The 14359-nt window shown below is 59.4% G+C and carries 15 protein-coding genes, 1 pseudogene and 1 other annotated feature; of the genes and pseudogenes, 6 read left to right on the top strand and 10 right to left on the bottom strand.

Annotated features, from left to right (window positions below; genetic code table 11):
• Position 1: 1 nt before the first annotated feature.
• Positions 2-400, bottom strand: a complete 399-nt coding sequence (locus JEQ47_RS19895) for a YsnF/AvaK domain-containing protein (protein ID WP_198878192.1) — start codon at positions 398-400, stop codon at positions 2-4.
• On the opposite strand from JEQ47_RS19895, the gene JEQ47_RS19890 reads away from it, so the two are divergent.
• From JEQ47_RS19890 to JEQ47_RS19880, 3 genes are all read left to right on the top strand, one after another.
• Positions 399-728, top strand: a complete 330-nt coding sequence (locus JEQ47_RS19890; RefSeq protein ID WP_126148592.1) for a hypothetical protein — start codon at positions 399-401, stop codon at positions 726-728. The two genes, JEQ47_RS19895 and JEQ47_RS19890, sit on opposite strands and share 2 nt — an antisense overlap.
• A 60-nt stretch (positions 729-788) precedes the next feature.
• The gene (locus JEQ47_RS19885) at positions 789-1607 is read left to right on the top strand and encodes a hypothetical protein (RefSeq protein ID WP_198878191.1); all 819 of its coding nucleotides are present in this window, start codon (positions 789-791) and stop codon (positions 1605-1607) included.
• Positions 1608-1779: 172 nt separating this feature from the next.
• Positions 1780-2187 carry a hypothetical protein gene (locus tag JEQ47_RS19880; RefSeq protein WP_198878190.1) on the top strand — a complete coding sequence of 136 codons (408 nt, stop codon included), beginning with the start codon at positions 1780-1782 and terminating at the stop codon, positions 2185-2187.
• Between the two features lie 104 nt (positions 2188-2291).
• Here JEQ47_RS19880 and istB read toward each other — a convergent pair whose 3' ends face one another.
• The 8 genes and pseudogenes from istB to JEQ47_RS19840 all read right to left on the bottom strand — a co-directional run bounded on the left by istB (position 2292) and on the right by JEQ47_RS19840 (position 9158).
• Entirely contained in the window at positions 2292-3020 is a 729-nt protein-coding gene (istB, locus tag JEQ47_RS19875) for an IS21-like element helper ATPase IstB (protein WP_126148905.1), read from the bottom strand.
• Positions 3020-3877, bottom strand: a pseudogene (locus JEQ47_RS19870) (Mu transposase domain-containing protein); the annotation flags it as partial. The pseudogene JEQ47_RS19870 and the gene istB, both read right to left, overlap by 1 nt.
• Positions 3878-3914: 37 nt before the next feature.
• Positions 3915-5146, bottom strand: a protein-coding gene (locus JEQ47_RS19865; protein ID WP_236021020.1) for an IS3 family transposase whose coding sequence is annotated in 2 segments (ribosomal slippage) — positions 3915-4852 and positions 4852-5146 — 1233 coding nt in all. Because the reading frame shifts where the segments join, the coding sequence is not laid out codon by codon here.
• Positions 4746-4862 (bottom strand) — a sequence feature (AL1L pseudoknot). Its footprint overlaps the gene before it by 117 nt.
• Positions 5147-5237: 91 nt before the next feature.
• Positions 5238-5753, bottom strand: a complete 516-nt coding sequence (locus JEQ47_RS19860) for a GNAT family N-acetyltransferase (RefSeq protein ID WP_236021018.1) — start codon at positions 5751-5753, stop codon at positions 5238-5240.
• 20 nt (positions 5754-5773) lie between these two features.
• A complete protein-coding gene (locus tag JEQ47_RS19855) occupies positions 5774-6100 on the bottom strand; it encodes a hypothetical protein (RefSeq protein WP_126148587.1) in 327 nt (108 codons plus the stop codon).
• A gap of 399 nt (positions 6101-6499) precedes the next feature.
• Positions 6500-7342 (bottom strand): SMP-30/gluconolactonase/LRE family protein, encoded by an 843-nt coding sequence (locus tag JEQ47_RS19850; protein ID WP_198878187.1) that lies wholly within the window; start codon positions 7340-7342, stop codon positions 6500-6502.
• Between the two features lie 80 nt (positions 7343-7422).
• Entirely contained in the window at positions 7423-8397 is a 975-nt protein-coding gene (locus JEQ47_RS19845) for an alpha/beta hydrolase (RefSeq protein ID WP_198878186.1), read from the bottom strand.
• Positions 8394-9158 carry an ArsR/SmtB family transcription factor gene (locus tag JEQ47_RS19840; RefSeq protein ID WP_198878185.1) on the bottom strand — a complete coding sequence of 255 codons (765 nt, stop codon included), beginning with the start codon at positions 9156-9158 and terminating at the stop codon, positions 8394-8396. The genes JEQ47_RS19845 and JEQ47_RS19840 overlap by 4 nt, the downstream gene beginning before the upstream one ends.
• A 138-nt stretch (positions 9159-9296) precedes the next feature.
• Here JEQ47_RS19840 and JEQ47_RS19835 point away from each other — a divergent pair, with 138 nt between their 5' ends.
• Together JEQ47_RS19835 and JEQ47_RS19830 are read left to right on the top strand one after the other, a co-directional pair.
• The gene (locus JEQ47_RS19835) at positions 9297-10109 is read left to right on the top strand and encodes a class I SAM-dependent methyltransferase (protein ID WP_198878184.1); all 813 of its coding nucleotides are present in this window, start codon (positions 9297-9299) and stop codon (positions 10107-10109) included.
• A gap of 232 nt (positions 10110-10341) precedes the next feature.
• Positions 10342-11187: an alpha/beta fold hydrolase gene (locus JEQ47_RS19830; RefSeq protein WP_198878183.1), complete on the top strand. Its 846-nt coding sequence runs from the start codon at positions 10342-10344 to the stop codon at positions 11185-11187.
• Between the two features lie 177 nt (positions 11188-11364).
• Here the strand turns inward: JEQ47_RS19830 and JEQ47_RS19825 are convergent, their stop codons facing one another.
• Entirely contained in the window at positions 11365-12921 is a 1557-nt protein-coding gene (locus tag JEQ47_RS19825) for an ISL3 family transposase (protein WP_198878182.1), read from the bottom strand.
• Between the two features lie 216 nt (positions 12922-13137).
• On the opposite strand from JEQ47_RS19825, the gene JEQ47_RS19820 reads away from it, so the two are divergent.
• Positions 13138-14256: a tyrosine-type recombinase/integrase gene (locus tag JEQ47_RS19820; protein WP_126148581.1), complete on the top strand. Its 1119-nt coding sequence runs from the start codon at positions 13138-13140 to the stop codon at positions 14254-14256.
• Positions 14257-14359 lie beyond the last annotated feature (103 nt).

The following is a 14359-nucleotide window of genomic DNA, read 5'->3' as shown; positions in this document are numbered from 1 at the left end:
TTCAAGTTTCCTCTTCGCAGGTAGGGTTGGCGACATCGAGCCGTTCGATCACCGCGTGTTGTTCGCGAAGATCGATACTGGTCTCGACGGTCTCGTGCGAAACGGTGCGGCGGATATGCAGCTCTTCCTTGAGGACGAGACGCTTCTCGACGATGAGGATTTCCTCAACTATCGGGACGATAGTCACGTCGCCCTCGGTGCGAATGGCCGGTGCTTCGTCGACTTCGCGATTGACCGGTACCCGCTCCACATCGACAGCCTCCGAGCGCAAGGCGGCCGTCACGAGTTCGTCGTGATGCTCGGTGCGGGTTTCGACCCGAACCTTGCCGGTCACGACCTCGCGCTTAGCCAGGGTGGCGCGTTCGGAGACGATCTCCAATGTGGATGAAGGGTCCTGCATGGCTGATCCGTTTCAATGCCCGAAGCCAACGGGCCAAGAAATCACAAGTTCCGACGAAGCGACGTTAGCCGTCATCACGATGTGCTCGGGTAACCATTTCGCTGTTAAAGGCCGGAGAACCTCATGGATAAAAAGGGCATGGTTGGATCGCGCCAACTCGAATGAAGAGATGATGGACGGAATCACTTCGCCAGTGGTGAGTATCCCGTCGCAGAGCGAGATCGTTTTAGCCGTTTGGCAAGACAAGGCTGCCGAAAGTGACGTTTCGACCCTGCTGAAGGGGCAGAAGCGACGTGCGGCGTCTATGGGCAGCCGTCATCAAAATTGATCCGGGGATCCGTGTTCAATCACACTTCCCGGAACTAACACCTCGAGGAACTCTCGATGTATGAAAGCGAATCTTCAAAGAGCTGACTTCGTGCGGGTCGATCATCTTCAACACGCTTGGCATCAAGCGTTGAAGGAGCGGCTTGATCCGCATCTATCCGTGGAGAGAGAGGAGCGCATGTTCGACCTCGTGGCAAGCTGCGATCCCACGCCGGCAGGGCGTTACCTTTCATGGCTATCGCGCTGGCGTCGCAGGAATTGGGACATCCTGGGTCTGCGCGCCATGTGCGGCGCGGGAGAGTTGGCCGAAGTGATGGCGGCTCTTCAACATTTCGACCGTATCAGGAAGTTCCTGCCCAAGGGTCGTGGCGACGTAAACACGTATCATTCCGCTCAGGACCTCTTCAACGCCGAGGGATACATCAAGGGACCGGGACGGCGAGATCTGCGCCGTGCGGAACGCGATGTGGCCATGGCGGGCAGCGAGGTGCTGTTCGACGAGGGACGCTGGAGGCTTGTGCTGCTGAGAAGCCAAGCCGCGGCAGCGTGGTGGGGCATGGGAACGAGATGGTGTACCGCTTCTCGCTCTGACAACCGCTTCGAACTCTACGCCAGACAGGGTGACCTCCTGGTGATCCTCTCACCCTGCGACAGGTATCAATTGTCCTGCGCAACCGGCGAGTTCAGGAACTCGTCCGATGGCCACGCCAATCTCGCTCAAGTTCTCCACCGCGCGCCAAGCGCGATGAGAAGCATACTCGAAAGCAAGATGGGGCTTCGCTGGGAGACCTTGACGTCTCGGAGGGTTACCGAACTCTATTTTTCCCTTCGCTCCAGCGACGACACTTGCCATCGGGATCGTGCATCCGCGACAGGCTAGGCATGGTCGTCATGGCCAAGACGCGCGCGCGCAACGCTGCCACGTCTTCTGCTGCCATCCGTGCTTGGTGGCACAGGACTTCATCTGTTCCACCTCGACTGTCGGTTGGACGACGATCCTCGTGACTCCGGCAATGAAGGCTTGCAGATCCGGGGGACTTCCGGAAAGCTGAATGCAGGAAAAGGAATCGCCCATGACCCACAGCAGCGCAGTCACCCAGATTCTTCGAATGAATCGGTACGTCACCTCGACGTTCGCGCTGCTCGCGCACGCACGGGAGGATTTCGGTTCTCCCGACGGGGCGGCGAAACTTGCTCGTCTACTCGATATCTCACCTGCTCAAGCTGCTGGAATGATCGCTGGAAAACCATCTGCGGGATTGCATAGCCTCGCGTTCTACTACGGCTTCATGCCAGAGGGCGAAGAGCGAGATACTTGGAGGGCTTTGCCGATGCGCGAACAGCCGTTCAATGACGGACCGGCAATGGTTTGGGGCTCGGCTATGGCGGAATACGTGCACGACGTGCTCACCGCCAAATGCGATCTCCGGCCGACGCCGTGGCCCATCCGGTACTGTTGACCCCCTATCGGCATCCAATATTGACCCCCTGATGATTGTGGGGGCGGGCCGGACGTCGGAGCTGGTCAGGGTTGCGCAGGCGTTCGGCCCGCGAGGCGAGATGGTCAGGCTCTGTTCTTGAAGCGCCAGCTATCGTTTCCGGTCTCGACGATATCGCAGTGGTGGGTCAGTCGGTCGAGCAGCGCTGTGGTCATTTTGGCATCGCCGAAGACCGAGGGCCATTCCCCGAAGGTGAGATTGGTGGTAACGATGACCGAGGTCTGCTCATAGAGGCGGCTGACCAGGTGGAAGAGCAGTTGGCCGCCTGACTGGGCGAAGGGCAGATAGCCCAGTTCATCGAGGATTATGAAGTCCTTGCGGCCCATATACTCGGCCAGACGGCCTTGTTTGCCAGCCCGGGTCTCGGTCTCGAGCCTGTTGACCAGATCGACAACGTTGAAGAAGCGGCCCCGCGCACCATTGCGGATACAGGCCCGGGCGATGGCGATGGCCAGGTGGGTCTTGCCGGTCCCGGTGCCACCGACCAGCACGATGTTGCGCTGGGTGGTCAGGAAGTTGCCGGCGGCCAGGTCGCGCACCAGGGTCTCGTTGATGCCGGTATCATCGAACACGAAGTCATCCACGTCCTTGGCCAGGGGCAGCTTGGCGATGGTCATCTGGTATTTGATGGACCGCGCCTGCTTCTCGGCGATCTCGGAGGTGAGCAGGTCCGAGACGATCCGTTCGGGTTGATGTTCGCGCTTGATGGCTGTGGCGATGATCTCGTCATAGGCGCTCTTCATGCCGTAAAGCTTGAGCGCGTTCATCGTGGCCAGGATCTCGGAGCGTTCCATCATATTGCCCTCCTCAGGCTGTCATAGCGGGAACAATCGGCCGTTGGCTCGATGCGGAGCCGGAGGGCCTGTGGGGTATTGAGGATGGTGACCGGGCTGCGCGGTTCGCGTTGCCGGGCCAGGATATTGAGCACGATATCGGCGGAACAGACCCCCTCGCGCACCGCTTCTGCGCAGGCCGCCTCGACCACGGGCAGACCATCGCTGAGCACGGCGGTGAGGATGCTCACCATCTGCCGGTCGCCATCGTCTGCAGAGCGCAGCCGGCGCCGGATCTTCTCGATGCTGACCGGCAGCACCCAGTTCTTGAACGGAGCGCCATTGCGCCAAGCACCGGGCTTGCGGGCCAGCACCGGCACGTAATGCCAGGGATCGTAGATGGTCTGGTCGCGCCCGAAGGAACGGGCATGCTCACCCACCACGAGGCCATCCTGGCGCAGCTCGATGCGGTCAGCATAGGCCCGGATCTCGACCGGCCGACCGACGGCATGAGCCGCGACCGAGTATCTGTTGTTGTCGAACCGCACCAGGCAGGTCTTGCTGACCGATGCGGTCACGGCATGGAAGCCGTCGAAGGCGCCGGTATAGGGCACCAGGCTGGGGCGTTCGGCTTCGAACACCTCCCAGATGGTCCGATCGCGGAACTCGGGATGCCGGTGTGCCCGGGCATAGGCAATGGTCTTGTCCAGCAGCCAGGCATTGAGCTCGTCATAGCTCCGGAACCGCAGACGCGGCGTGAAGAAGCGTTCCCGCACCAGGCCGACCTGGTTCTCGACCTGACCCTTCTCCCAACCGGAGGCAGGCGTGCAGGCGACGGGGTCAACCAGATGATGGCCGCACATCTGCAGGAAGCGCTGAACCGCACCGGGAATTCCGGAGGCTGTTTGATTTAAGTTATGCGGCCATGGCCGGTTGTTCCAGTGCGGCGTAGAAGTTTGCCTTAGCTTCCGCTGGCGGGATATTGCCGATGGGCTCGAGGAGGCGCCGGTGATTGAACCAGTCGACCCATTCGAGGGTGGCGAACTCGACGGCCTCGATGTTTCGCCAGGGCCCGCGCCGGTGGATCACCTCCGCCTTGTAGAGACCGTTGATGCTTCCGGCCAAGGCGTTGTCGTAGCTGTCCCCGACGCTGCCCACCGACGGTTCGATGCCGGCCTCGGCCAGGCGCTCGGTATAGCGGATACTGACGTATTGCGACCCGCGATCTGAGTGGTGCACCAGACCGCCGCGATGGATGGGGCGGCGGTCGTGGATCGCCTGCTCGAGGGCATCCAGCACGAAGCTGGCATGGGCGGTGCGGCTGACCCGCCAACCCACGATATAGCGAGCGTAGACGTCGATCACGAAGGCCACATAGGCGAACCCGGCCCAGGTCGCGACGTAGGTAAAATCGGAGACCCAGAGCCTGTTGGGCGCCGGGGCATGGAACAGGCGATTGACGTGATCGAGCGGGCAAGGCGCCGCCTTGTCGCTGATCGTGGTGCGCACTGGCTTGCCACGGACCACGCCCTGCAGGCCCAGATCGCGCATCAGGCGCTCGACGCTGCATCTGGCAACGTCATACCCCTCCCGCTTCATCTGCCGCCAGACCTTACGCACGCCGTAGACGCCGAAGTTCTCGGCAAAGACCCGCAGGACCTCAGGCTTGAGGGTCTCATCACGCCGGGATCGGGCAGACCGCCGGACAGGATCGCGGCGCTGGGCAACGCATTCGTGGTAGCTGGATGGGGCGATCGGCAGAACCCTGCAGATCGGCTCGACCCCATAAGCATCCCGGTGCTCATCAATGAAGGCGATCATCGCTTGAACGGGCGGTCGAGCTCCGCCTGGGCGAAATATGCGGAGGCTTTGCGCAGGATCTCGTTGGCCTGACGCAGCTCCCGGTTCTCCCGTTCCAGGGACCTGAGCTTCTCGGCCATATCCGTGGTCACGCCAGCCCGCTTGCCGCTGTCGACCTCGGCCTTCTTCACCCACTCGTTGAGGGTATGGGCCGAGCAGCCGATCTTGCCGGCAACCGACACCACCGCTGCCCAGCGGGACGGGTACTCCCCGCCATGCTCTTGAACCATCCGCACCGCACGGGTCCGGACCTCAACTGAAAACTTGTTCGTCGTCTTGCTCGTCATGCTCCATCCTACTCAGGAGTTGGAGCCTCCGGCAAACCCGGTGCGGTTCATTTCAATCGATCGCATTCATTCAAGCCAGCACTATTCATCCCTACCCGCGCTGAAGAAGCACCGACTGGAGGTCACCTACTGTGACCTCGTCGTATTTCTCGTATCCCAATCGTTTTGCCAATTTGATCGAGGCGAGATTTCGAGGGTCTATGCGGCAGGTCGTCTTCCGCAGCCCCTTCTTCTCCGCCCATGACAGGACTGCAGTAAGAGCCTCACGCGCGAGACCTAAGCCCTGGTACCGCGGCAGCAAAGCCCAACCGGCTTCCGGGGGCTCACCGAACGACGTCAACGCGTCCCTATGGTAATGGGCTATACCCACTTCACCGACTAGTGCTTGGTTGAACTTGTCCTCAACAAGGAAGTACCCGTAGCCAAGTAGCTCCCAGTGGCCGGCGTAACGAAGGATGCGACCCCAGACCTCCTCAGACGTAGAGGGGCGGCCTGTGATGTACTTCGTCACATTTTCATCGCTCCACAGGCGCAAGCACTCGTGGAAGTCGGCTGGACAATGGGCACGTAGCACTAATCTGTCCGTCTCTAGGCGCGGCACATGCATCGCTGTCTACTCACCAATGGCTATGCAATCGTGACCAGGATGATTATGCCCAGCGCGGTGTCCAGGACGAAGCAGAACTCGGAGAGCGACCGAGATACGACCCTGTTCACCCGATGGTGGTAAACGTCCCACGCGGCGTGCGCGAAGAGAGCCACAGCTACTAGAAGGGCGCCCACCTTGGGCTCAACGGCCAACGCGACCAGAGCCGCCGCACTAAAGGTCAGCATTCCGATGGTCTGAAGCGGCAGTCCGCTCATGGGGCGGATGAACACGCCTTTCACGACACCATAAGCGAGAAGCGGGCCACTAAGAATGATCAGCACCCATGCCGCATTGAGGTCAAACAAGAATGACCCCAGCCCGCCAAGAAGCAAGCTTGCAAAGAATAGAGGCCACGACGAACTCTTCTTCTGCAGAGCCGCAGCGCCAAGATAAATAAGCGCGGATGCCGTAACTACCGGCGCCAGATCTCGACCTTGAGCGAGGTCAAAAGCGAATACGCCAGCCGCTACGGCTCCTGCCTGAGGGCCACCACTGCAACGTTTTTGCCCATCGTTCAAGTGAGTTCAGTGACGAGCTTGTTTCCTCGGGTGTCGATCGTGCAATTTCGGTCATGTATTGGCTCCTTTGATCTGGCAGGAAAATACAACATTCATGGCGTGGCAGAAATGACAGAACTGTACTGTTCTCTGCCACTTTCGCGTGCCGGCTCTCGTCAACCCATCTGCAGCGGCAATGCTTAGGGCCTAAGCTGAGCGCGGATAGCCGGCGTGAGGAACGCTGACTGTTGTGGAATATAGCCTGCCGGTACGAGCAGTAACGTTCACTGATCCGGTCCACTCGTTGGCACAAATGAACAGGGTCCGACCATCATGCCCTCCTAGCATGCAGGCGAAAGCCATGCGGTCTAAGGGAACCTCGTCCAGAACTTGCCCTCCTTCGGCGACTCGGACGCACCGAGCACCTGCAGCGATCCACAAAGCTCCCTCCGCATCCATGCACATCCCGTCGCCGCCTTGGCCCTCGAGTTGCGCCCATAGGCGTGGGTTGCTCAGGGCGCCATCGCTCTCGATGTCAAACGCAGTGAGTCTCCCGTTGAACGACTCGGCACAGATGAGGGTGCCACCATCAGGTGTGACGACCATGCCGTTCGGGAAGGCCAAGTCGCCTACTTGCCGAACGACTGACCCATCTGGCTGGACGAGGGCGATGAAGCCGGGGCGAAAATCACCGCCCGGAAATTCGAAGTTCACGTTGTTGAGGTAGATGTGTCCTGCGCCGTCCACCACGATTTCGTTGTAACGGTGTTCAGCTCCACCCAAGTCTACGAAATCTACGAGAGCGCCGCCGTTCGACTTTTGCAGCTTCTTAGCCGTGGCATTGACGACCACGAACGTGCCATCCGGCAGCCAATCGAAGGAGATCGGTAGCGAAGCAAGGTTCAGCTGGACTTCGCTGTCTCCGCTCTCGTCCACCGCAAGGATCGCCTGTCCGACCCAATCTGCGAACCACAAGCGCCCCTCATGCCATCTGGGACATTCACCAAGCAGGATGTCAGACTTCAAGAGTTTGAGCTTGTGAGCAGTCATGGTCTTACCTGGGATCTTTGGCGGTTCAGGGGTGTTCAGGGAGGGGCGGGTTAAGGCTGAGAGCCTCCCGCACGGGGTCTTCAGTTCAGGTGCGTAAGGAAACGACGTACTCGACCTTCGAACTTCAGTGGGTTAGCGTTCCAAACCTGGCCGTGATCCCCTTGCTCGGGCAGCCAGACCTCAACCTCTCCCCTTACCTCGGCCGCCAAGCGAACAGTGTGGTCGAATGGAACCAGTTGATCGGACTTACTGTGGATGAACAGCAGAGGTGGAAGGTCGGCCATCCTTAGAGCTTCAACTGCCGACGGAGCTGCGGACGACCCGGCGCGCAGTTGCGCTACACCCGCAAGGCTAGCCACCATCCAATCGGGTAGCCCCTCCGACTCGCGAGCATCCCGAAGCAACTGATACAGGCTCTCCATGGGGTTTTCGAGAATGACGCCATCAACACCGTGCGTCGACGGCAAGGCCCTCAAAATGGACAAAGCGCCGACAGAGCTTCCCATCACAACGACATGCTGGTAGCTCGCAGTCAGCTGCCGGACCGCAGATCTGACATCCACCGACTCTTTATCGCCGTACGACACTCCGCCTCCAATACACGGCGAGATTCCGTGGCAAACCGGGTCGAAGGAGGCCAAGTCGAATCCGAGGCTGTGTGCCAGATCGACGTACCGACTGGCTTCCCTTCGGTCGCTGCCGCCACCAGGTACATAAAGCAGCACCTTTCGGTACTCGTCCTGAGCGTTGGAGCGAAGTATCCAGCCGCTGAGCATGTACTCGTTGTCCGACTGGACCTCCCACGGGAGTTTTTCAATGTCCGTTCGCGCGCTCAAGCGCCCGCAATCCGTGCCCCATGCCTGCATTGCTAGTTGTGAGCAGCTACCTATCTCACCTACGCCACCTGGCCCAGACGGTCGCAAAATTGCTTCGCTCGCCGGCCACAGAATTGCGCCCACGGCGATTGGCGGAATGGCAAGAGCCGCAAGCACCAGGCCAGCTGAGATGAAGATAATAGGGCGGCTACTAAGCTTCGACATCGCTTTGCTGCTCATGGAGCGTTCTCGCCATGGCCCCAGCGGATAGATCCTGGCGTTGTCAGAAGCTCTCCAGTTTCAACCAAGGTCTTGAGACCAGACAGGATCATGGGCCACCCTCCATAGAGCTCCGGATTGGCACCTTCCGGCAGCATGTCGTGGACAACGGTGAGCCTGCAGGAGTCGCCGATCGGCTCGATCTCAAGAGTAACTTTGGAAGGTGCGTATGCTGCGACTCCTGGAGTCCAGTGTGCGTTGTAGGACTGAACGAGCCGCTTTGGGGGGTCATATTCCAGCGTCTCGCCAGAGACTATGGTCCGACCGCCTCCTGCCGCCGTGTAAGGCTCGCCTGCGCGGAACTCAGGCGAAAAAAGAAGGCCAAACTGATACTTGGCCCTTTCGTCGGGATCGGTCAGCGCGAACCAAATCCTCTCTGGAGAGGCCTTGATGTAGATTTCGAATACCTTTTGCACAGTCGTCTCCAGCTCCGATTTTAAATGGACAAGCGCCTCCGCCCATGGGGCTGCGAACCTCGATACCCAGCGGTCGTAAATCTGCGCGATGGGGACGGTATTCAGGAAATGAAGGCGTTCGCGACCGTGTTTCCGCGCAACCACGAGTCCGGCGGCCTCCAGCACCCTGAGGTGCTTGGCCACTCCAAATCGAGACATTCCGTGAGCTGCTTCCAAGGCGCTTAGGCTCTGCCCATCTCGTTCTTGCAAAGCGTCGAGCAATGCCCGGCGGGTAGGGTCAGCCAAAGCTTTGAACACGTCATCCATGTGCAACCCGATAGGTGACTGTAAGGTCTCGTGTCAATACGGAAATGAGACCTAAAGGTCACATTTTTTGCATTTCAGTGGGTGCTCACCAGACTTGGCGCTGGATAAGCTGGTACGTCTCGAGCTTGGAGCTGGAAGGTGATCACCTCAGAAATCTTGAAAAGTGCTGGACGGGTAGCCTTTGGCCTTGATCCCGCTAGCTATGATCGGGCGCGGCCAGATTATCCCGCGTGGGTATTCGAGTGCCTGTCATCACGTTGCGATGTGGGTACCAGCACTGCTGCCTTCGAAATCGGAGCGGGAACTGGAAAAGCTACTCGGCAGCTATTGGCCTTGGGCGCAAACCCGGTCGTCGCAATTGAACCCGACCCTCGATTAGCAGCCTTTCTCTCGAAAGGTGCCGCTGTTCCGGCACTTCGGGTCGTAAACAGTGCTTTCGAGGACGCCGATCTGGACCCCTTCTCTTTCGACTTGGGCATCTGCGCTACTGCATTCCACTGGCTGGATGAGAGCTCGGCGTTGCGGAGGATTGCCGACGCTATCCGCCCGGGAGGTTGGTGGGCCCCATTCTGGAACATCTATGGTGATCCCCACAAACGGGATCCCTTTCATGAAGCTACTCTAGACCTGCTCGCCTCTGGCCCTGCCAATCCATCGAATCGAGGTCATCCTCACCTGGAGTTCGGGGCGGATGTAGACGCGCGCGTCTCCGCATTGAGGGCCGCTGAAGCTTTTGACAGCATAGAGGTGCATCAAAGCACATGGTCAGTCACTCTCAACGGATCCCAGATCATGGACCTTTATGCGAGCTACTCCAACGTCAGCCTACGTTCAGATCGCGAAGCCGTTTTAGCTGAGCTCGGACGGATTGCACGAGAGGACTTCGGGAACTGCGTTACTCGCAACATCACGACGGTGCTCTATTTGGCCCGACGTATGCTCTCCGAATAACACCGAGAGAGCCGCTGGTTCAGATGGTCAATCGTGCATGACCACGCGCCCAGGAGCAGCGACTCAGGTCAAAATGAAACTGACGGAGCCGTGCATGGCTAGCCCGCGCCACCCAGCGTCGAGACATGGGTTGGTCGATGAAAACTGCGATCGCATCACGGATGTTCGACACGGCAGCGCATGAAAACCTGTGGCCGCTTCAAGTGGGCGGCCAGCTAATTTGGAGCTATCAATGATAAAGCCAAAATCGTCCGGCTACGTGCCTGTGTCTGGTGGCGAAGTGTACTATCAAACCTATGGCCACGGCAGGCCGATCCTGCTCATCCACGGTGGATTTGGGATGATCGAAACATTCGACCATATGATCAAACAACTCTCGGAACATCACACGGTCATCGGAGTAGATTTGCAGGGCCATGGTCGGACTGCTCCATTCGATCGACCCATGTCTCACGGCAGCCTCGCCGACGACGTCGTCGCGGTGATCGCCCACATAGGATACGAGCGGGCCAATCTCCTTGGTTATTCAATGGGTGGAGAAGTCGCTCTGCAAGTTGCGCTGCGGTATCCGAAAGTGGTCGAACGTTTGGTCATCGTATCTGCGCCATTTTCTTGGGGCGGGTGGCACGACACCACGCAGGCCGCGCTACGAACGATCGGTGCAAGCAGCATCGAACCGATGAGGGGAACGCCCCTGTATGACATGTATGTAAAGGTCGCCGACAACCCTGAGGAGAATTGGCCGAAGCTCCATCTCGCTTTGGGTGGAATGGCCGCTGGCTCGGCTGGCTATGATCACGGAGAAGCGCTGAAGCGGGGACTTCCGGCGCCGACGCTGCTGGTATCCGGTGACTGGGACTCGGTGATGCCCAGCCACATGGTCGAGTATTTTTCTAGGCTTGTAGGCGGTCTGCGGGATGCTGGCTGGGATTCTTCCGTAATGAATCAGCATCGACTAGCCATTTTGCCGGGACAGACCCACTACTCAATCCAATCCTCAGCTGCTCTCTCGCAAGCCGTACAGGAATTCACTACAAGCGTCCCCGAGCTCGAGCGGGAAGTGCTTCGAAGGTCCTGAAGGTCGAGCGCGGGTTTGGCAGCGGCGCAAGCAGCGAGCTCTGGAACTGGACGGGTCGGACCGTCTTCTGCTGGATCACCATGGAGCGCGCCTGTTGATTGCCACTGAGAAGTGACCCGTTAGGCGGGACTATTTCCATCGAGATTTGGCTCTGGCGCACTTTTGCTGAAGCTTCGGCTATGGGGCTCCGATCAGTCTCGCCTGCAGGAGATCGAGCTTCGCGCGCCCGTACATTTGTCGTTTCACGAGCTTCAGGCGCGTGATCTGTCCTTCGGTCTGCCCATTCGACCAAGGCGAGACGATCGCGTTTCTGACGGCGGCCAGGTCCTTTCCGACACCATTGGCAAATGAGCTTACAAGGCTGAGTTTTGCCGCCTGCAACCAGTCATCCAACTTCGTCGCTGTTTTGGATCGGATCATGGACTGGAAGTCCCCGATAACTGTGCGGGCCACCACCAGCTCGGGTACATTCACTTCGATCGCAGCGACCAAGATCGCTTCGGACTTTGCCAGATCATCCCGCGCCGTGGTCAACAGCCTGGCGATGACGCGCGCAGACGGTGTTCGTGCCAACCCGCTTTGATTTGCCTTTTCAGCAAGACGCCGGCGTTGCGCCCATTGTGAGACGACACCGCTTTGTCCTGGAAAGCCCTGTGCCTGCATCTCGCGCCAGAGCGCCAAAGCATTCCGGACGCCTTCGTCCAAACGGGTGTTTAGCCACGGGAGCCAGCTATCCAGAGAACTTGGCCTTGTTCGGAACACGTCGAACCTTTGGCCGCGCAGAACGTCGCGTACGACCTTCCGACTATGGCCTGTCTGACGGACGATTTGACGGATCGAGGTTCCCTTCTTCGACAGCTCTTTGATGGCCTCACTAGTCTCCTGCCGGCGCAGATATCCTTCGTATTGCAGCCTCTCGGCATAGGTCAGCAGCTTGGGGTCGACGATATTGCTGCCGACCGCCTGTCTTATCTGACGCATGGATTTACCGACGGCGTCGAGGAAAGCGCGGCTTGAGTTCTCCATGAGGTGCCAGCGGTCGGCGACCTGTTGGGCATTCGGCAAGCCTCTGGCGATCGCCTCGCCATAGCCGCCTCCACGATCTCGGGCAACGACTGATATGGATGGATGCTCGGCCAACCAGGCGCGGGAGGTATTCAATGCGCGATCTGGCAGCAGGACGACCGGCCTGCGACGCTCGAGGTCGCAGACAAGCGTCCCATAGGTTTGCCCGCGCCGGAAAGCGAAGTCATCGATTCCAACCACCGTCAACGTGTCATCATGGTCTGTGACCCGTCGGCGGACGACGCGTAGCAGTGTGTCTTTGCTAACCGGTATCATGAGACGATCCGCAAAACTGGCTGCGGGCCTGCCGCCTAAAGCCAGACCGAGATGGTGCACGATGGTCTCGAGCCGTTGCGTGCGCCGGCTATACCGACCCAAGACGCTGTCATCGAAACGTTCGCAAAAAATGCGACGGCCGCAAAGAACACCATCACACCAAAACCGACGCGTCAGGATCGAAAGCTCTACCCGTCGTCCACCGAGCGGCAAATCTGCTGGCCGTCGCCTATAGCGACTTTGCACACGCCGACTACGGCCTCCGCAGGCAGGGCAGTCTCCCCACGATCGGCGAGATCGAAGCAGGATTTGCACCCTGTCCGCCAAGACCTGCACCGCATCTACTGCAAAACCACTCGGCGCAAGGCTCGCGCGCTGAAAACCATGCTGCATCTGCTGATCCTCCTACGAACCAGCGCGAACCTTGGCCCGAACAGCAGCAAATGTGAGTCAGAGCCACTTCTCAATGGAAAACCTGGGTCACTTCTCGGCGGAAATCAACACGAATAGCCATTAAAACTGCTGGGCGGTGCTATCGACGGTCTCGCCAAGACTGCGGAGAGCCTGCCGAAGAGCCAGCGCGACGACATTGCCGCCAAGATCGCGGTCTTGTCGGCACAGGTGCAGCAGGTTTTGGACGGTGGCCCCGACAAGCCCATGCTGTTGGATCAGCTTGAGGTTTGGACCGCTCTCCGCAAGGACCACGCGCAGGACAAGAAGGTGAAGACCGACGCGAACCGCATTCGCGATTTCGTCGAATATGCCGGCGACAAGCCGGTTAACCGATATCGGTTCTCTGATTTCCAGAGCTTCACCAACGTGCTGGCGCGGTCACCGGCCAATATGACCAAGGAACGGACGTTTCACGGCATGACGCGTGCACAGGCTGCCGATCACAACGACACCCTGAATGACCGCCGTTTCCCAACGCTCACCGGCAAGGCCATCGAAGCGAACTATCTCAGCCCGCTTCGCATGTTCTTCAAGACCATGGCGGCAGAACATGACTTCCGCTCCCCACTCGCCGACATGAGCCCGACCATTCCGAATACGGCCCGCGATTCCGTGGTCCGTGTGCCCTTCACCGTCGAGGAACTGAACGTCTGGTTCAAGGCGGCGGCACAAGAGACGCGCCCCGACCTCAAGTGGTTGCCGCTCTTGGCTACCTTGACGGGTGCCCGCGTGGGCGAACTGATCTATTTGCAGGGCAAGGACGTCCGCAAGATCAACGACACGCTCTGGGTCGCGGACTTGACCACGGACCTGATCATCGAGGGTGAAGAGACCGAACGGCAGATCAAGAACGAAACCAGCCGCCGCCTGTTCGCGCTGCACGAGGTACTGGAGCAGACCGCATTCTACGACCTCTGCGCCAAGCGTAAGGCCGATGAATGGCTGTTCCCTCACGCCTTCCGGCATGGCAGGGAACTGGTGAAGGACCCCGCCGATGCCGCTTCCAAGCGCCTCAACGGTCGGTTGGAGAAGCTGGGCATCCACCGGCCATATGAAACCACCTTCCATTCGAGCCGACACACGGCCAAGGACATTATGAGGGTGGCCAAGATCGACCCCCGTACCGCCGACCGCCAGACCGGCCATGCGATGAAGACCGCCGGCGACAATTACGGCAAGAAGACCTTGCTGGTCGAAGAAGTCGAAGTGCTGGCCGCGTTGCGCTTGCCCGAGGGGCTGGACCTGTCACCCTATATCATCAAGCCGAAGGCATAGGGAGCGTCGGAAATCGACCCCGTTGGGGTCATTTCGAACATCTCGGAGGTCACCCGAAAGCCGAAGCTGCAAAATGGCGGGCTGTTGCCTTGCAGCGACAGCC

The sequence above is a fragment of the Devosia sediminis genome (genome assembly GCF_016411825.1).
Taxonomy (GTDB): Bacteria; Pseudomonadota; Alphaproteobacteria; order Rhizobiales; family Devosiaceae; genus Devosia; species Devosia sediminis.
The sequence above is the reverse complement of the archived record's forward strand: the minus strand, read 5'-3'. Positions and strand labels throughout refer to the sequence as shown.